This is a genomic window from Streptomyces sp. NPDC048514 (genome assembly GCF_043199955.1).
GTDB lineage: Bacteria > Actinomycetota > Actinomycetes > Streptomycetales > Streptomycetaceae > Streptomyces.
The window spans coordinates 36,970-54,664 of record NZ_JBICWT010000008.1; the positions used below are offsets into that span (position 1 = coordinate 36,970).

Genomic DNA, 17,695 nt, shown 5'->3' on the forward strand with positions numbered 1-17,695 from the left:
GGGCGTACCTCCATGGACAATGGCCGCACCCGCGCCCCGTAAGATCGCCCGGGAGGATCCACCTTGGCGCTCAGCAGACGTAACTTCAGTGCCCTGGCCGGTTCGGCCGCGCTCGGCCTCGCGCTGGGCGGCAGCGGCGGACCCGGTGCGCCTTCGGCGTACGCGGGCGGAAGTGTGCCGACCGGACCCCCGCCCGCCCCGCCGGGCGCCGACGGCAGGCGGCACACCGTCGGGTACGACCGCTACTCCCTGATCGTGGACGGCAGGCGGCTGGTGGTGTGGTCCGGTGAGCTGCATCCGTTCCGGCTGCCGAGCCCGTCCCTGTGGCGGGACGTGCTGCAGAAGATGCGGGCCCACGGCTACAACGCCGTCAGCATCTACGTGGCCTGGAACTACCACTCCCCCGCCCCCGGCCGGTACGACTTCACCGGCGTCCGGGACCTGGACCTGTTCCTGCGCACGGCCGCCGAGACGGGGCTGTACGTCATCCTGCGGCCCGGTCCGTACATCAACGCCGAGGTCGACGGCGGCGGCTTCCCGGGCTGGCTGACCGCCACGAAGGGCACCGCCCGCACCGCAGATCCGACCTATCTGTCGTACGTGGACGAGTGGTTCACGCAGGTCGACCGGATCGCCCGGGAGCATCTGTTCACGCAGGGCACCGGCACGGTCCTGCTCTACCAGATCGAGAACGAGTACGACGCCCACGTCACCGAGGCCACCGGCCGCACCTACATGTCCCACCTGTACCGGAAGGTGCGCTCGGACGGCATCGACGTCCCGCTGTTCCACAACGACAAGGGCCGCAACGGCTACTGGGTGCCCGGGTCCTTCGGCACCGGCGGGGAGCGGGGTGGCTGGCTGTACGGGTTCGACGGCTATCCGTCGCCCTCCAAGACCCCGCCGGACTGGGGGCACTACGGGCCCGGCGGGACGAAGGGCGGGGCCACCGCCTCGCCGTCCACGCCCGGATTCGTGCCGGAGTTCGGCGGCGGCTGGTTCGATCCGTGGGGCGGGGCCGAGTTCGACGGCAAGGGGTACGCCGAGTCGCGGCGCACCCGGGACGCGGCCTACGAGCGCCGCTTCTACCTGACCAACCTCGCCAACGGGCTCACCCTGCACAACGTGTACATGACCTTCGGCGGGACGTCGTGGGGATGGCTGCCCGCACCCGTCGTCTACACCTCCTACGACTACGGCGCCGCCATCGACGAGGGCCGCGGCGTCACCGCCAAGATCGCGCCGATGCACCAGATCGGGCACCTGCTCCAGCGCGTGCCCGACTTCGCCAGGCTGGACCGCGCGGCGGAGGTGACGGCGGCGGGCCTGAAGGTGTACCACCTGGCCAACCCGGACACCGGCGCCCACGTGTACATCGCCCGCAACGACGGCACGGACGACGTCACCACCGAACTGCCGACCGACGCCGGCGACCTGCGGATCACCGTGCCCGGCAGGGATGCCAGACTGCTGGCCACCGGGCTGTCCCTGGGCAGGCGGACCCTGAAGTACTCGACCGCCCAGCCCGTGCTGTGCCTGACGGCCGGCCGGCGGGACATCGCCCTGTTCTCCGGGCGGCACGGCGACATGGCGGACCTGGTGCTGAAGTGCCCGGCCGAGCCGAGCGTCCAAAGGCTGGACCCGGAGGCCGCCTGGGTCTACGACCGCGGCGAGCTGCATGTGAACGCGCCCCTCGGCGAGGCCGGGCTGACCCGCGTCCTGGTGCAGAAGGGCGAGAGCGAGACCCCGCTGCTGCTGCTCTTCGCCGACGACGCCACCGCCGTACGGATGTTCCCCTACGACACCCCGTCCGGGACCCTGCTGGTGTACGGACCGAAGCTGCTGCGCCACGCCGAGGTGCGCGGTTCGGAGGTCCACCTGACGGGTGACGTCACCGAGGCGACGGCGGTGGAGGTGTGGGGCCCGCGCGGGATCGACACCCTGGTCTGGAACGGACGCGCCCTGCCCACCCGGGTCACCGGCTCCGGCAGCCTGATGAGCACCGGGCCGCTGCCGGCCGTCCCCGAGGTGCGGCTGCCCGAGCTGGGCGGCTGGCGGATGCGGACGGAGAACCCGGAGGCGGGCCCGAGCTTCGACGACTCGACGTGGCAGGTCGCCGGCAGGACGTCGTCGTACAGCAGCACGGCGGTGCCGGACGGCGGGCCGGTGCTGTTCGCCGACGACTACGGTTTCCACTACGGGGACGTCTGGTACCGGGGATCCTTCACCGACTCCAGCGGCCTGGAGGAGATCTCGCTCGCCTACAGCACCGGTACGCAGGGCCTGCTGATGGCGTGGCTGGACGGCGAACCGCTGGGCACGCACCGGATGCCGGTGCCGGACAAGTCCACCGTCCGCCAGGGCAGCTGGGCCGGCACGGCCGTCCTCCCGGTACGGCGGCGGCTGCGCTCCCCCGGCCGCCATGTGCTGTCGGTCCTCGTCCGCCGCATGCAGCACGACCAGGACGGCAAGGCGCTCGACACCCACAAGGTGGCCCGCGGACTGACCTCGGCCTCCTGCACGGGGGCGGACCCGGACGTCACCTGGCGCATCCAGGGCGAGGCGGCCGCGGACCCGGTGCGCGGCCCGATGAACAACGGCGGGCTGTACGGGGAGCGGGAGGGCTGGCATCTGCCCGGCTTCCCGGACCGGGACTGGGAGGCGGTCACCTTCCCGCGGAGCCCCCGCTACCAGGGGGTGACGTGGTACCGGACCACCTTCCGGCTGTCGGTGCCGGCCGACGTCGACGCCTCGATCGGCCTGACCCTGGAGGACGACCCGTACCGCGCCTACCGGGCGCAGATCTTCCTCAACGGCTGGAACATGGGCCAGTACATCAACGACGTCGGCCCGCAGCACACCTTCGTCCTGCCCAACGGCATCCTGCGCACCCGGGGCACCAACACCCTCGCACTGGCGGTCCTCTCGGAGTTCACCACGCTGTCCGGCCCCGGCCGGGTGAGCCTGACCCTGCTGGGCAGCGCGGCCGGCGGGGTGCCGGTGACCCCGGTGCCCTCCCCCGGCCGCTGACCCCGCGGGGCCCGCGCGCCGGGTGGTTCCGTGTTGAACGAGCGTCACGGGACCACATGACGCGGACACTTCCGGGCGCGTACGCTCGGACCGGCCGCAGACCGCGGTGGGAAGGGAGACCGATGAGCTTCGGCGGCGCGCGGGAACGGGCAGCACGCCTGGCCGTACGGCTGCGGCGCTCCCGCTCGGGCCCCGCGATGCGCTCCCTGGCCGGCGACCTCGCCGCCGCGGTCCGGGCCCGGACCCGTTCGCCCGACGGGGTGAGGCAGTTGGGCCGGGCGCTGTGCGAGGAGATGAGCGCGCTGCGCGGCGGCCGGCCGGTGGAGCTGCGCTTCGAACGCTTCCCGGACGAGATCGAGGTCACCGGGCTCTGCGTGGAGTTCGCCGACTTCGACCTGGTCATCGTGGAGGAGCGGGCCGAGGCCGTACAGCAACTGGTCATCCTCGGCCACGAGCTGTGGCATCTGCACGCCGGGCACCGGCATCACCACCAGGCCGGGGCGGCGGCGGTCCGTGCCTTCGCCGAGACGCCCGGCTGGCGGGACATGGCACTGACGGTGGCCGCCCGCAACGGCTCCCGCGAGGCCGACGAGGCCGAGGCGGACGACTTCGGGCACCGGCTGGCCGCCCTGTTCCGGTCCCAGGTGACCGGCTCGGACGAGGTGGCCCCGCCGAGTCCCGCGCAACGCATCCTCGGCTACCGCGGACGGGGAGTGGCCGCGCGGTGACCGGGCTGGCCCTCGAACCCTCGGCCTTCCTGGACCGGTTCTACATCTCCTTCTGGATCCCCACCGCACTGCTCACCGTCGCCCTGGCGATCAAGCTGCCCTCGATCATCCGGCTGTGGCGGGACCCGCTGATGCGCGCGGTCGGCGGACTGCTGCTGCTCGCCTGCGCGGTGTTCGTGTTCTGCACGCCGTCCATGATCGCCCGGATGAACCGGCTGACCGGCGTGCCCAACTTCTCGGCACCCTTGTGCTACTCGCTCATCACCGCGCTGTCCGGCGCGTGCCTGCTGCTGATCGTCACCTGGCGCAACGGCCTGGCCGACCGCTCGGCGGCCGGCCGGCACGCGCTGCGCCGGGTGGTCCGGGTGTACTCCGGGGTGATCGTCGCGCTGTGGGCGCTGTTCCTGCTCGCCGACGTGCCCGTGGAGCGGATCCGGGACCTGGACACGTACTACGCCGACACTCTCTTCATGCGCGAGGAGATCCTGCTCTACCTCGTCGCACACGGCGTGGCCTGTCTGGTCACCTCCCGGCTCATCTGGAACTGGGCGCACACCGACGGCCTGGACGCCTGGCTGCGCTGGGGGCTGAAGCTGCTGGGCGCCGGTTACGCGCTGAACCTGATCTTCAACGGGTCGAAGCTGACCGCCGTCGTCGCGCACTGGTGCGGCGGGGACCTGGACTGGCTGAGCACGAACCTGGCACCGCCGGTCGCCTCGCTGGCGGCCATCCTGGTCGCGGCCGGCTTCATCCTGCCGCACGCGGGCCAGTATCTGCACGACCGCTGGCGGGTGCGGCTCGCCCACCGCGAACTGGGCAGGCTGTACCGGCTGATGCGGGCCGCGGCCGGCGAAGGGGTGCCGTTCGTGCTGCGGGCCACGCCGGAGCTGCGGCTGACCCGGCGCGAGACGTTCATCCGGGACGCGCTGCTGCCGCTGGCCCGGCACATCGACACGGGCCTCGGCAGCCGCTCCTACGACGCCGCGCTCGTCCTCGGCCATCCACCGGAGCGGGCACGCGCGCTGGCCGCCGCGGTGGGCATCCTGGCCGCCCTCGACGGCAACGCCGCCCGGTCGCCGGACCCGGCGCCCGGGTCCGACCCCACGAGCCTGCTCCGCGAGATCACCGCCATCTCCCGCGCGTTGCGCCACCGCACGGACATCACTGCGATCCGGGCCCTGGCCACGCTGGAGAAGGACACGGCCGCCAGGGTCGCGTAGGCGGCGGAAGCGGCCGGCCCGGCCCCGGTCAGCCCTGGAACGCCGGTTGGGGCAGGCCCCGGCCCGCGCCGGGCAGGACCAGCAGGGCGCCCGCGAGGGGGTGCGGAGCCGAAAGGCCGGTGCGGGCCGTCGTCACGTACAGGTCGGTCAGGCCGGGGCCGCCGAACGCGCAGGCCGTCGTCCGCCGTGTCGGCAGGGTGATCACCCGGTCCAGTGCACCGGCGGGCGTGTAGCGGCGCACCGCTCCCCCGTCCCACAGCGCCACCCACACGCACCCGTCCGCGTCGACCGTGAGGCCGTCCGGGAAGCCCGCGCCCTCCTCGATCTCCGTCAGCGGGCGGCGGTTGCGCACACCGTCCTCGTCGTGGTCGAAGACGTCCACGCGACGCGTGGGGGAGTCGACGTAGTACATCAGCCGGCCGTCCGGACTCCAGCCGGTGCCGTTGCCGACCGTGACGTCCGGCAGGACCGTGCGCACGGTGCCGTCGCCCGTCAGCCGGGACAGCGTGCCGCCGCCCGGCGCCTCGTCGTAGCGCATCGTGCCCGCCCAGAGGGAACCGTCCGGGGCCACCGCCGCGTCGTTGGCGCGGCGGCCGGCGACCGGCTCGTGGTGCAGCCAGCGGAAGCCGCCGTCGGGGTCCAGCAGGCCCACGCCGTCCCGGAGGCCGAGCACCAGGCCGCCGCCCGCCCGGGGCTTGGCCGCGCCGACGTGCTGCTCGGTCGTACCCACCGTACGCCGGCCCGTGCCGGGGTCGTAGGTGTGCACGCGCATGCCCAGGATGTCGAGCCAGATCAGCCGGCCGGACGCCGCGTCCCAGGTGGGACCCTCGCCCAGCGCCGCCTCGGCCCGCACCGCCACCTCGTACACCGTCATGCCGTACCCCGGTGGCCCAGCCGCCCCGACAGCTCGGCCGCGCCGTGTACGGCGAGCCGTTCCAGCTCCGCCCGGCGCTCCTCGCTCCAGCGGATCATGGGCACGGAGATGGACAGGGCGGCGACGACCTGGCCGGTGCGGTCGCGGACCGGCGCGGCCACGCAGGAGACGTCCGGGTTGGACTCGCGGCTCTCCACCGCGATGCCCCGCTGCCGGATCCCCGCCAGGGCCGCACGCAGCGCGGCGGGCTCGGTGATGCTGTTCGGGGTCATCGCGGCCAGCTCGGCGCCGTCCGGGATGCGTGCGGCCAGCTCCCGCTCCGGCAGCGCGGCCAGCAGCATCTTGCCGACGGAGGTGCAGTGGGCGGGGAGCCGCCGGCCGGCCGCCGAGACCATCCTGACGGCGTGCGTGGAGTCGACCTTGGCGATGTAGATGACGTCGGTGCCCTCGAGGACGGCCACGTGCACCGTCTCGTCGCAGGTCTCGGCGACCGAGCGGGCCACCTGCTGGCCCTCGGCGGCGAGGTCGAGCTGCTCGGCGTAGCGGCTGCCGAGCTGGTACGGGCGTACGCCGAGCCGGTAGCGTCCGGGCTGGCCGGGCACCGGCACGATGTACGAGCGGGCGGCGAGCGTGGTGACCAGCTCGTGCACGGTGGTGCGCGGCAGCTGCAGCCTGCGCACGATGTCGGGGGCGGAGAGCGTCCCGTCCCCGTCGAGGAACAGCTCGAGAATGTCGAGAGCCCGGGTCACGGCAGGCACGAGGCGTCCCACGGCCGGCCCCCTCCCTATGTTCGAGATATCAACAACCGATCGGTATCGCGAACACAGGCTAGTCAGGGAAGGGCGCGCGGGGCAATGGCCGGGTACCGGACCCGCGCCCGCGGGCACCATGGATGCCATGCATCTCGACTTCCAGCTGGTGCTGCTGCGCCGCATGGCCGACCACAACCCGGATCTGGTGGAGGACGCCCGCCGACGGCTCGGGGCGTCGGTCGCGGACCTGCGGGAGACCAACAAGCGCTGGCAGGCGATGGTCCGTTCGGCGCGGTCGCGGTCCGCCGCCGCCCGGTACCGTTCGGTGCTCGGCGAGCCGGAGGCCGTCGTACCGCGCCGCATCGGCGACATGACCTGCGAGGCCCGCCGGTGGCCCGTGTCCCTCTGGCCCGACCTGCGTTTCGAGGTGCTCGTCGGACCCGACGGGGCGGTGTGGAACGAGTGGCTGGTGCGGGCACCGGGCGCGCCGCCCCCCGCCCTGGCCACCCTGGACGACCTCGTCCCCTGGTCCTGCACGGTGGACGAGGCCGCCCGCGCCTTCGCCCCGGCCCGCCCGCTGGAGGGCACGGCGCCCACCCGGTGGGGGCTCGCCTTCACGGCACCCGGACGGGACGGCGTACGGCACGAGGTGGTCGCCGAGTTCACCTGGGGACTGCTCCAGCGGACGGCGGTCGTCACGTGACCGTCCGCCGAGGTGCGGGCCGTCCGCCCGCGCTAACCGGGTACGGCCGTCGCCAGGATCGCCTCGGTCACGCGGGGCAGGGAGTCCGGGTGGAGCCACAGGAACCAGTTCGGCTCGACCAGCTCCAGCTCCATCAGCAGGGGTTCGCCGTCCTCCCCGTCGACGAGGTCCACGCGGGCGTACAGCAGCCCGCTCCCGCCGGGTACGGCCGCCAGGGCCCGCTCGGCCACGGCGAGTTCCGCGTCCGTAGGCCGCCACGGCCGCAGGTCCGGGTGAGCCCACTTGTCGGCGTCGTAGGGCGTGCCGGGCGTGAGGACGGCGCCCTTGCGGCTGGCGTGCAGCAGGCGGCCGCCGATGAACTGCAGCGCGCGCTCCCCGCTGACGTCGATGCCGCGCACGTAGGGCTGCACCATCGCGGTCAGCCCCTCCGCATGCATCCGCGCGAGCTGCCGTAGTGCCGTGTCGTGCTCGGCGGGGGTGTAGCGGGCGGCGTACCGGGCGCCCGCGCCGGAGGTCGGCTTGACGACGTACTCGTGACCGGCGGGCAGGTCGGCGGGCTCGCCCGGCGCGATGTAGCGCGTGGGGACGGTGGGCACGCCGGCCGCCGCCAGTTCGCCCAGGTACCGCTTGTCGGTGTTCCAGCGCACCACCGGGGCCGGGTTGGCGATCCGGGTCAGCGCGCCGACCCGCTCCACCCAGGCCGCGAACTCCCCGGCGCGCCAGCTGTAGTCCCAGGTGGAGCGGATGACGACGAGGTCGTAGCCACCCCAGTCCGCGTCCGGGTCGTCCCAGTACCGCGCCTCCGCCTCGGCACCCGCGGCCGTGAGCGCCCGCACCAGCACGGGCAGATCGGTGTCCGCGCTCGGCTCGGCTCCGGGGTCGTACGTGGCGAGGGCGATGCGGGGCACGTCGGAACTCCCTGTCGTACGGCGGTTCGATCAGCGACGAGGTTAACAACCGCCACCGGTACCGGGACAGCGCATGCCCCGCACCGGGGCATCCGGCGCCGCGGGCCGGCGAGCCGCGGATCACGGCACGGTCGTGGCGGCGAGGCTCCTGGTGTAGGAAGGGTGCTGTCGTCACCGATGGCCGACGGTGGGTCGGCGGTAAGGAGTGCGTCACGTGTCCTCCCTCTTCCCCGCGCTGGTGGAAGGTCCGGGCGAACGGGTCGCCCTGCGGTTCGGCGAGCGGTCGGCGACGTACGGCGCGCTCGCCGGGGCCGCCGGTGCGCTGGCCGGGCGGCTGCGGGGCAGCGGCCGGGTCGCCGTGTGGGCCACCCCGGAGCTGGAGACCGCCGTCGCGGTGACGGGCGCGCTGCTCGCCGGGGTGGCCGCGGTACCGCTGAACCCCAAGTCGGGCGAGAAGGAGCTGGCGCACATCCTGTCCGACAGCGCGCCGCCCCTCGTCCTGATCGCCCCGGGCACCGAACTCCCCTCAGCCCTCGGACACTTGGAGCGCATCGAGGTCGACGTCCACGCGTCCGGCGCGGTCCCCGGCGCACCGGTGCCCGACGGCGACCCGGCGCTGATCGTCTACACCTCCGGTACCACCGGCCCGCCCAAGGGCGCGGTGCTCCCGCGCCGGGCGCTCGCCACGACCCTGGACGCGCTCGCCGACGCCTGGCAGTGGACCGGGGACGACGTGCTGGTGCACGGGCTGCCGCTGTTCCATGTGCACGGTCTCGTGCTGGGCGTGCTCGGTCCCCTTCGGCGCGGCGGGTCGGTGCGGCACCTGGGGCGGTTCAGTACCGAGGGAGTGACACGGGAGCTGAACGCCGGCGCGACCATGCTCTTCGGGGTGCCGACGATGTACCACCGCATCGCCGAGGAGCTGCCACGGGACCCGGAGCTGGCCGCCGCGCTCGGCCGGGCCCGGCTGCTGGTCTCGGGCTCGGCCGCGCTGCCCGTGCACGACCACGAGCGCATCGCGGCGGCGACCGGGCGGCGGGTGATCGAGCGGTACGGCATGACCGAGACCCTGATGAACACCAGTGTCCGGGCCGACGGGGAGGCCCGGGCCGGCACGGTCGGGGTGCCCCTGCCGGGCGTGGAGCTGCGGCTGGTCGAGGAGGACGGCACGCCGATCGCCGGGTACGACGGGGAGAGCGTCGGCGAGATCCAGGTGCGCGGCCCCAACCTGTTCACCGCGTACCTGAACCGGCCCGACGCCACGGCCGCCGCGTTCACGGCGGACGGCTGGTTCCGCACCGGGGACATGGCGGTGCGCGAGCCGGACGGGTACGTGCGGATCGTCGGGCGCAAGGCCACCGACCTGATCAAGAGCGGCGGTTACAAGATCGGGGCGGGTGAGATCGAGAACGCGCTGCTGGAGCACCCGGGGGTGCGCGAGGCCGCGGTCACCGGGGAGCCGGACGCCGACCTGGGCGAACGGATCGTGGCCTGGATCGTCCCGGCCGACCCGCAGGACCCGCCCACGGCCGAGGAGTTGGCGGACCACGTGGCCCGGCGGCTGGCCCCGCACAAGCGGCCCCGGGTCGTCCGGCACCTGGACGCGCTGCCCCGCAACGACATGGGGAAGATCATGAAGCGGGCCCTGGCGGATGTCTGAGCGACGGTCGGCACGCGAGATCCTGGCCCTCCTCTCGGACGCCGGGAGCCGGGCGGAGATCCCGCGCGCCGGCAGGCGCCAGCGGCCGGACGGCCCCCTCGGCTGGCGGGGGTACGACGCCTCGCGCGAGCGTGCCGCCGAGCGCACCGGCGAGGAGGAGTCGGTCGTCAGCGCCGTCGCGGACGTCGACGGCACCCGGGCCGTGCTGATCGTCTTCGAGTTCGGATTCCTGGGCGGCTCGCTGGGTGAGCGCACCGGGGACCGGCTGGAGGCGGCGTACGGGTATGCCCGGGAACACCGGCTGCCGGTCGTGCCGCTGATCGCGACCGGGGGCAGCCGGATGCAGGAGGGCATGATCGCGCTGACCCAGCTGCAGCGGGTGGCCCGGCAGTCGGCGCTCACCCGGGAGGCGGGGCTGCCCCAGATCGCGGTACTGCGGGACCCGACGACGGGCGGCGGCTGGGCCACGCTCGGCGCGGGCGCGGACGTCGTCCTGGCCCTGCCCGGCGCCCAGGTGGGCTTCGCCGGCTCCCGGGTCCGGCCGCCGGACGCCGATCCGGCCGCGTACACGGCCGAGGCCCAGGTGGCCGCGGGCTCGGCGGACGCGGTGGTGGATCCGGCGGAACTGAAGAAGGTGCTGGGGTCCTGGCTCCGGCTGCTGTCCCGGGAGCCCCGGACCCGGCCCGGCACACCGGCCCGGCACGGCGCGCCGGCCGGGGTGGTCGCCGAGGCCGCTCCCGTTCCGGGGGCCCTCGGGAGTGGCGGTCTGCCCGCCACCGGCTGGGACGCCGTCCGCCGCGCCCGCGCACCGGGACGGCCGCGCGCCCAGGCCTATCTGGACGCCTACTTCACGCACCGCCTCGCCATCAGCGGTGACCGGTGCGGCGGCAGCGACCCCGACGGCATGCTCTGCGGGTTCGGTGAGCGGGACGGCCGTACCGTGGCGTTCGCGGCCCAGACCGGCGTGGCGACCCGGCCCGCCGGGTACCGCACCGCGGCCCGGCTGATCCGGCTGGCGGACCGGCTCGGCATCCCGGTGCTGACCCTGGTGGACACCCCGGGCGCCGCGAGCGACGCGGAGGCGGAGCGGCAGGGTGCCGGAGCGGCGATCGCCGAGGTGTTCGGGGCGGTGGCCGCCGCCCGGGTCCCCCTCACCACGCTCGTCGTCGGCGAGGGCGGCTCCGGCGGGGCGCTCGCGCTGGCCGCTCCCGGCAACACCTGGGCCACGCCGGACAGTTACTTCTCGGTGATCGCCCCGGAACTCGCGGCGGCCATCCTCAAGCGCCCGCCGCGGGAGGTGGAGGCGACCGCCGGACAGCTGCGGATCCGGCCGCAGGACCTGGTGGAGCTGGGGGTGGTCCGGGGTGTCGTCGGCCACGCGGACCGCCCCCCGCCCGAGGTCACTTCACCGGCACCGCCCGGATGATCTCCTGGGTGACCGAGCCGCCCCCGTCGTCGTGGGCCGAGGCCCGCAGCGAGACGGAGCCGGCGGTGCGCGGCACGGTCAGCGTGCCACGCCAGGAGGTCCCGGCGCCGGCGGTGAGCCGGACCTGCCGCCAGGTGGCGCCGTCGTCGTACGACACCTCCAGCCTGCCGCCGCCGAGTCCGCCGGTGCCGGCGGCGTGCGCCACGTACGCGGCGCCGAGCGTGACCGGTGTCCGCCGGCCGCCGCGCACGGCGCCCGTGAGATCGGTGCCGACGTCGTAGGCGAGGTTGATCAGCGGCAGGTACGTCCAGTGATCCTCCGGGGTGGCCGCCGAGCGGAAGGTCCACTCGGTGTGGCCCTCCGTGGCGAGCTTCCAGCGGTCGGCGTCGAGCGCGGTGTCGGTGACGACCTGGTAGGTGTGCTCGTCGGCGGGCGCGTCCCACACGTAGGCGGCGGAGCCGGTCCCCTCGTCGACCAGCGTGCCGTCGAGACGGACGGCGGTGGTCTGGTGCATCCCGCTGTCCTCGCTCCACACGTCGCCGAAGCCGGTGTGGTCGGGCCCGGAGTCGCCCCAGCCGGGGGTGTTCAACTGGATCTGGTTCCCGGAGCGTTGCTGGCCCCAGCCGAGCCCGGTGCCCAGCCACGGATGCCACACCGGCCGGAACCAGTCCAGCGCCGGCCGGGTGCCGCCCTCGTAGCGGACCAGTCCGCTGCGTTCCTCCAGCGCGCCGTCGCCGGCCGTGACGGACTCGTGCCACAGCTGGCCGGGGCCGGTGGAGACGTAGTCCGTGCGCTCGGCGGGCAGCGCGACGCGCTCCTGGAAGCCGAGGCCGACGGGGAAGGTGTCGGTGATCGAGTACCGGAACTCGCCGCCGCCGGCCGGTTGCGCCGAGTGGAACCCGACGTGCGCGGCGGCCAGTCGGTGCCGTGACGGCGTGAAGGCGAGGGACCGGTCGGGGATCGCTCCCCGGTGGCCCTCGGAGAGGTCGTACACGTACGGCGAGTCGGCCGTGCCGGTCATGTCGACCCGGCCGGCCGCGCGCAGCCGGGCCGCGTCGGCCGTGTCCACCGTGGCGATCTGCAGGGGCCGGTCGGCGTTGTCGTCCGTGCCCCACCAGGCCATCAGCCGGCCGGGCCGGTCGTCCGTCACGAACAGTGCCCTGGCGCCCGCCTCCTGGGCGGCCCGGGCGAGCGCGGCCGGGTCGGCGCCGTCGGCGAGGCGGGCGAGCACGGCCTTGCCGGACACTCCGGTGAGGGGTCCGTCGCCGGCGTCCACGAGGGGCAGCCGCGTGCGGCCCTCGATCAGGGTGCCGCCCGCCTGGACGGTCGCGTCGCCGACCCCGTCGACCTCCAGCATCGGCTTGGCCAGCCGCCACACGGTCCGGTACTCGAAGTCGCCCCGGGTCACCTTCTCGGTGGGGGCGGCGAAGACGCTGTCGTAGGTGAGGGGCACCTGGACCGCGCCGAACAGGTCGGCGCCGTTCGCCTTGCGGTCGTACTCCATGAGGAGCTGGCGGGTCTCGGTGCGCCGGTCCACGTGCGCACCGATCTCGCGCAGGGTGCGGCCGTCCAGGGTGACTTCGCGGTCCCGGTCGAGGGTGATCTCGGGGGCGGCGAGGAAGCCGAGGCCGAGGGAGTCCGCGCCGTGGCTGCCGTGCACGTCGAGGAAGGAGGTGAGGGAGTAGGTGCCGGGCTCCAGGCGCAGTTCGAGCGTGCCGGAGTCGCCGACCCGGGCGGGCTCGGGGTCCTGGCCCGCGGCGAGCCGCTGCACGGCGAGGTCGGCGGCGGTGGGCGCGCCGGCCCGGTCCCTGACGTGGACGGTGAGCGTGTACCGCTCCTCCTCCTTGACCAGTCCGAACGCCGTGTGCGCGATCGTGGCTCCGGCCGGGTCGGCGGCCACGATCTGCCCGCTGGTCCGGCCGGCCGGTGCCTTGGCCGCGTCGCCGGTGACGGTGGTGGAGGCGGTGCCGTGGGCGGGGACGGTGAGGGAGGTGTCGGCGAGGGTGGCGGCACCTTCCGGCGCACCCCGTACGGACAGCTTCAACGCGACCGGTTCCGAGGCGGTGTTGGTGTAGGTGACGGTCCGGGTGACGGGCTCGTCCGTGCCGTACGGCCAGCGGTGGAAGCCGAGGTCGGCGCTGCCGGTGGCGGTGACCTTCGCGCGCACCGCGTCCGGGACGCTGACCCGGCCCGCGCCCAGGGTGTAGGCGGAGGCGTCCAGTTGCGCGGAGGTGGACAGCAGGGCGTCCTTCAGCCGGGCGCCGGTCCAGTCGGGATGTTCCTGGGCGAGCAGGGCCGCCACGCCGGCGACGTGCGGGGTCGCCATGGAGGTGCCGCTCATGACCGTGTAGGGGCCGCTGCCGGCGACGAGCTGGGAGCGGGCGGCGAGGATGTCGACGCCGGGGGCCGAGAGGTCGGGCTTCAGGGCGTTGTCACCGTAGCGGGGGCCGGCGCTGGTGAAGTAGGCCGCACGGTCGTCGCCGTCCACCGCGCCCACGGTGAGGGCCGAGTCGGCGGCACCGGGCGAGCCGATGGACGACGGGGCGCCGGTGTTGCCCGCCGCGACGACGAAGAGCGCGCCGGTCTCCTTCGAGAGGGTGTTCACCGCCTCGGCCATCGGGTCGGTGCCGTCGCTGGGTTCGGTGGAGCCGAGGCTCATGGAGACGATCCTGGCGTGCACGTCCCGGGCCGCCCACTCCATGCCGGCGATGATCTGGGACTCGCTGCCCGAGCCCTCGTCGCCGAGCACCTTGCCGACGGCCAGCGTCGCGTCCGGCGCGACCCCCTTCTCCTTGCCGCCGGACGCCGTTCCGCTGCCGCCGACCGTGGAGGTGACGTGGGTGCCGTGGCCGTTGCGGTCGGCGACCTCCTGCCCCTCGACGAAGCTCCTGGTGGTGGCGACCCGGTCCGTCAGGTCGGGGTGGGTCCGGTCGACGCCGGTGTCGAGGACGGCGACCGTGACGCCCTTTCCGGTGAGTCCCGCGTCCCAGCCGGCCGGGGTGCCTATGTGGGCGTTGCTCTCGGCCATGTCGGCCTCGACCCGGCCGTCGAGCCACACCTTGCCGACGGCTCCGCCCCGGGTGAACGACCGCCAGAAGGCGGGGCCCTTGGCCGCCTCGACGGCGGCTCCGCGCAGGCTGGCCAGCGTGCGGGTCTTCTCGGTACCGGCCGGGGCCGCCGTCCGTGCGCCCTTCGCGTACGTCACGATCAGCGGCAGCGCGTCCGCCTTCGCGTCCGTCAGCCCCTGCCGGATCAGCCCGCTCACGTCGAACAGCCGCCGGTCCAGGGTCCCGGCCCGCAGATACGGCAGCGCCTCGTCCGGTACGACGGTGAGCCGGCCGCCCGCCACCTGCGTGCGTACGGCGCCGGTGGCGCCGGGCGGCCGCCGCACGGTGACCGTCCGCCTCCCGTGCCCGAGGCCGGTGACGGTCACCCGGTCGCCGGTGACGAGGGTGACGGTGGTGGCGGTGGTCGGGGCGTCCTGGGTGATGCGGGCGGCCACGGTCGCCTGCCGTGCGGCCGCCGTGCCGCCCGGCGGCAGGACGCTCAACAGCCCCGCCGCCAGCAGAGCGGTACCGCGTCCGCCTGCTCCTCGTCCTCGGCTCATCCACGCCTCTTCTCGTACGGGTCGAGTGGGTCGCGTGCTGCGAAGAGTGTCGGGCAGCGGGTGTGACGGCGATGCCGAACGGACGTGGCGGGTTGGCGCAGTGGCGGGTTCTCGCCAGTCTCGGCGGATGTCGCGCCACTGGCCTACAAAAAAGTGACACCCGAAGCACCGTCCGTAACATGGAAGTTGGTCATGTGTCAGGTACGACGGGGGAGCGAGCGGCGCCATGGACGGTTTGCTGGAGTTCAAGACCGAGGACGGGGCGCTCGTCGTGGTGGAGGACGCCGGTGCCAGACCCGGCGCCCGCCTCGTCTCGCGCGGTGACGGGCCGGCGCAGGCGGCCCGCACCTTCGAGGGAGCGCTGGAGGGGGTACGCGGGGCGGCCGCGGCCGCGTTGCGGGTCTTCCGGGACGGGCCCCTGTGCCCCGACGCGGTGGAGATCGAGTTCGGGGTGCGGCTGTCCGCGGAGGCCGGTGCGGTCATCGCGAAGGGATCGACGGAGGGCCACCTGGTCGTGAAGCTCAGCTGGTCCCCCGGCCAGCCGTCCCCGCAGACGGTTCCGGGACGGACCGTGCCGGGGCAGTCGGTACCGGGGCAGAGCGCGCCGGAGCAGGCGGTGCCGGGGCAGTCGGTGCCGGGACAGGCGGTGACGGGGCAGGCGGTGCCGGGGCAGAGCGCGCCGGAGCAGGCGGTGCCCGGGCAGGCGGTGCCGGGGCAGAGCGCGCCGGAGCAGGCGGTGCCCGGGCAGGCGGTGCCGGAGCAGAGCGCGCCGCACGGCGGGCCGGGGCGGACGGCGCCGGGCCCGGAGTTCCCCGACCGGTGATGGACAGCGCTGCCTGGCACGCCCGGATCGTCTGCGGCAACGAGGTGGGCGCCGGATTCCTGGTCGCCGCCCGCCGGGTGCTCACCTGCGCCCATGTCGTCAGGTGGAGCGACCAAGCGGCGGTGACCGTCTCCTTCCCGCACGCCGGGGAGCTGGGCGAGCTGAGCGCGTCCGTCGTCGCCCACGGCGGCTGGGCGGGCGAGGCGACCGACCCCGGCGACGTCGCCGTCCTCGAACTGGACCGCGACGTCCTCCTCGCCCCGGCCGGGTTCGCACCGCCCGACGCCGCGTACACCGAGCCGTACCCCAGGCTGATCGCCTACGGCTTCCCCGCCGGCTACGACGAGGGGACCCTCGCCGAATACCAGGCCGTGTCCGGCCAGTTGATCGCCGGCGAGTGGCTGGAGCTGGTGGCGTGGCACGGGCACGGGCAACCGCTCGAAGCCGGGTTCAGCGGGGCCGCGGCGACCCTGCCCGACGGCAGGGTGGTCGGCATGGTCACCGCGAGTTCGGGCACGCCTCAGGTGCGCAAGGGCCGGATGCTGCCGCTGGACGTCATGGCCCGGTACTGGCCCGAGCTGGGCGAACTGGTGCCCACGCCCGGCCACCGGGACGACGCTCGCCGGCGGCTGTACGCGCTGCTGCGGCGCGTCGCGGACGCCGGCCGGGCGGGCGATCCGAACCGGCTGTACACGGCCGCGGTGGGCGCCTTCGGGCCACCCCTGCCGCCGGGCGGCTTCTCCTCGCTGTGGGCGGCCGCCGCGTACGTGCAGTGGGAGGTCCCGGACCCGGAGGCGGTGAGCCGCTTCGCCGACCGGCTCCGCGAACTGCTGGACGGCGGTCCGGCGGAGCCCCCGCAGCGCCCGGCGCCCCCTGCGTACTTCGGGCTCTCCGGGCCCCGTGCGGCCTCCGGCTCCCCCGAGCCCTCCGGATTCCCCGGGGCCCCGGCGTCCCCCGCGTCTTCGGGTTCTCCCGCGTCCTGCGTCTCCTCGGTCTGGTCCCCGGTCGTCGTGGAGATCGATCACAGTGGCGCCGGTCCCGACCAGGTGACCGTGGAGGTGTCCGCGTACCGCGACGGGCAGCGCCGGCCGGTGGGCGCGGGCCGGCTGCCGCGGGCCGCGGTGCGGGCCTACGTGCAGAGCCGGATCGACGAGGCCGTGGCCCACCTCGCCCCGCACGCCGACGAGCTGGTGACGTTCGTCCTGCCGCGCGAGTGGCTCAACGAGGCGGTGGCGCGCTGGGAGTGCAGCGCCGAGGACAGCACGCCCCTCGGCTGTGCCTACCCCCTCGTGGTCACCGACCGTGCCCGCCACCACAGTGGCCGGCTGCGTCACCAGTTGCACAAGAAGTGGCAGCGGCTGGACTCCGGACGCGGGCTCGAGGTGCACCGCGTCGAGTGCGGCACGCAGGAGCGGCCACCGAGCCTGCGCAAGCGGCTGTGGGACGGCGACGCCGGGCTGGCCGGCTTCGCGGCGCCGCCCGCGGCGGCACGGCAGTACTTCGAGGTCGGTCTCACCGTGCCCGTCCCGGTCCTGCTCTGGTCCCGGACCGGTTGCCCCGGCGGCGGGCGGGAGAACGCGCCCTCCTCCGGCGGCGGTCACGGGACTCCGCCCGGAACCGGGCACGGGGATGCGCACGGGAGTGGTCACGAGGGCCGGCCCGGAACCGGTCACGAGGATCGGCACGGGAGTGGCCACGAGGATGCGCGCTGCCCCGGCAACGCGTTCCTCGACCAGCTCACCGCGTCGGTCGCCGATGTTCCGGCCGCCGAACTCCCGCGCCACATCCTGTCGTTGCGGCTGACCGCCGACGCCGCCGACGAACCGGAGCTGCACTGGGCGAGAGACCTGCAGCTGCTCTGGGACGATCCGCGCTGTTTCCCCGAGCCGGCCGCGAGCCTGCACTCCCCCGTCGCCTGACAGACCGGACCCGGCCCCACCGACCGACCGGACCGACCCCGCCCC

12 protein-coding genes are annotated in these 17,695 nt (G+C 74.7%); 8 read left to right on the forward strand and 4 right to left on the reverse strand.

Features of this window, described 5'->3' with window-relative positions:
• The first annotated feature begins 63 nt into the window (after positions 1 to 63).
• The 3 genes from ACGFT2_RS18820 (at position 64) to ACGFT2_RS18830 (ending at position 4,978) form a co-directional block, all read left to right on the forward strand.
• Positions 64 to 3,030 (forward strand): beta-galactosidase, encoded by a 2,967-nt coding sequence (locus ACGFT2_RS18820; RefSeq protein WP_393279291.1) that lies wholly within the window; start codon positions 64 to 66, stop codon positions 3,028 to 3,030.
• A 122-nt stretch (positions 3,031 to 3,152) separates the two neighbouring features.
• Positions 3,153 to 3,758, forward strand: a complete 606-nt coding sequence (locus tag ACGFT2_RS18825) for a toxin-antitoxin system, toxin component family protein (RefSeq protein ID WP_393279293.1) — start codon at positions 3,153 to 3,155, stop codon at positions 3,756 to 3,758.
• Positions 3,755 to 4,978 carry a DUF6545 domain-containing protein gene (locus tag ACGFT2_RS18830; RefSeq protein ID WP_393279294.1) on the forward strand — a complete coding sequence of 408 codons (1,224 nt, stop codon included), beginning with the start codon at positions 3,755 to 3,757 and terminating at the stop codon, positions 4,976 to 4,978. Before ACGFT2_RS18825 ends, ACGFT2_RS18830 begins: the two co-directional genes overlap by 4 nt.
• Positions 4,979 to 5,006: 28 nt before the next feature.
• Here the strand turns inward: ACGFT2_RS18830 and ACGFT2_RS18835 are convergent, their stop codons facing one another.
• Both ACGFT2_RS18835 and ACGFT2_RS18840 read right to left on the reverse strand, forming a co-directional pair.
• Positions 5,007 to 5,852 carry an SMP-30/gluconolactonase/LRE family protein gene (locus tag ACGFT2_RS18835; RefSeq protein WP_393279296.1) on the reverse strand — a complete coding sequence of 282 codons (846 nt, stop codon included), beginning with the start codon at positions 5,850 to 5,852 and terminating at the stop codon, positions 5,007 to 5,009.
• Entirely contained in the window at positions 5,849 to 6,622 is a 774-nt protein-coding gene (locus tag ACGFT2_RS18840) for an IclR family transcriptional regulator (protein ID WP_393279298.1), read from the reverse strand. The genes ACGFT2_RS18835 and ACGFT2_RS18840 overlap by 4 nt, the downstream gene beginning before the upstream one ends.
• Before the next feature lie 118 nt (positions 6,623 to 6,740).
• Here ACGFT2_RS18840 and ACGFT2_RS18845 point away from each other — a divergent pair, with 118 nt between their 5' ends.
• Positions 6,741 to 7,307 carry a hypothetical protein gene (locus ACGFT2_RS18845; RefSeq protein WP_393279300.1) on the forward strand — a complete coding sequence of 189 codons (567 nt, stop codon included), beginning with the start codon at positions 6,741 to 6,743 and terminating at the stop codon, positions 7,305 to 7,307.
• Between the two features lie 32 nt (positions 7,308 to 7,339).
• Here ACGFT2_RS18845 and ACGFT2_RS18850 read toward each other — a convergent pair whose 3' ends face one another.
• On the reverse strand, positions 7,340 to 8,215 hold the full coding sequence (locus ACGFT2_RS18850; protein WP_393279302.1) for a RimK family alpha-L-glutamate ligase: 876 nt from the start codon (positions 8,213 to 8,215) through the stop codon (positions 7,340 to 7,342).
• Between the two features lie 214 nt (positions 8,216 to 8,429).
• Here ACGFT2_RS18850 and ACGFT2_RS18855 point away from each other — a divergent pair, with 214 nt between their 5' ends.
• Together ACGFT2_RS18855 and ACGFT2_RS18860 are read left to right on the forward strand one after the other, a co-directional pair.
• The gene (locus ACGFT2_RS18855) at positions 8,430 to 9,875 is read left to right on the forward strand and encodes an acyl-CoA synthetase (RefSeq protein WP_393279304.1); all 1,446 of its coding nucleotides are present in this window, start codon (positions 8,430 to 8,432) and stop codon (positions 9,873 to 9,875) included.
• Positions 9,868 to 11,301, forward strand: coding sequence for a carboxyl transferase domain-containing protein (locus ACGFT2_RS18860; protein ID WP_393279306.1), 1,434 nt, complete (start codon positions 9,868 to 9,870; stop codon positions 11,299 to 11,301). Before ACGFT2_RS18855 ends, ACGFT2_RS18860 begins: the two co-directional genes overlap by 8 nt.
• On the opposite strand, the gene ACGFT2_RS18865 is transcribed toward ACGFT2_RS18860, so the two are convergent.
• Positions 11,276 to 14,908: a S8 family serine peptidase gene (locus ACGFT2_RS18865; protein WP_393279308.1), complete on the reverse strand. Its 3,633-nt coding sequence runs from the start codon at positions 14,906 to 14,908 to the stop codon at positions 11,276 to 11,278. The genes ACGFT2_RS18860 and ACGFT2_RS18865 overlap by 26 nt on opposite strands.
• Positions 14,909 to 15,134: 226 nt before the next feature.
• On the opposite strand from ACGFT2_RS18865, the gene ACGFT2_RS18870 reads away from it, so the two are divergent.
• Both ACGFT2_RS18870 and ACGFT2_RS18875 read left to right on the forward strand, forming a co-directional pair.
• Positions 15,135 to 15,731: a CU044_2847 family protein gene (locus ACGFT2_RS18870; protein ID WP_393279310.1), complete on the forward strand. Its 597-nt coding sequence runs from the start codon at positions 15,135 to 15,137 to the stop codon at positions 15,729 to 15,731.
• Complete coding sequence (locus tag ACGFT2_RS18875) at positions 15,731 to 17,650, forward strand: trypsin-like peptidase domain-containing protein (protein WP_393280028.1); 1,920 nt, start codon at positions 15,731 to 15,733, stop codon at positions 17,648 to 17,650. Before ACGFT2_RS18870 ends, ACGFT2_RS18875 begins: the two co-directional genes overlap by 1 nt.
• Positions 17,651 to 17,695 lie beyond the last annotated feature (45 nt).

Bases quoted from the DNA above. Each gene is read 5' to 3' on its own strand.
- ACGFT2_RS18825 (WP_393279293.1), top strand. From the start codon at position 3,153: ATGAGCTTCGGCGGCGCGCGGGAACGGGCAGCACGCCTGGCCGTACGG.
- ACGFT2_RS18835 (WP_393279296.1), bottom strand. From the start codon at position 5,852: ATGACGGTGTACGAGGTGGCGGTGCGGGCCGAGGCGGCGCTGGGCGAG.
- ACGFT2_RS18845 (WP_393279300.1), top strand. From the start codon at position 6,741: ATGGATGCCATGCATCTCGACTTCCAGCTGGTGCTGCTGCGCCGCATG.
- ACGFT2_RS18860 (WP_393279306.1), top strand. From the start codon at position 9,868: ATGTCTGAGCGACGGTCGGCACGCGAGATCCTGGCCCTCCTCTCGGAC.
- ACGFT2_RS18865 (WP_393279308.1), bottom strand. From the start codon at position 14,908: ATGAGCCGAGGACGAGGAGCAGGCGGACGCGGTACCGCTCTGCTGGCG.
- ACGFT2_RS18870 (WP_393279310.1), top strand. From the start codon at position 15,135: ATGGACGGTTTGCTGGAGTTCAAGACCGAGGACGGGGCGCTCGTCGTG.
- ACGFT2_RS18875 (WP_393280028.1), top strand. From the start codon at position 15,731: ATGGACAGCGCTGCCTGGCACGCCCGGATCGTCTGCGGCAACGAGGTG.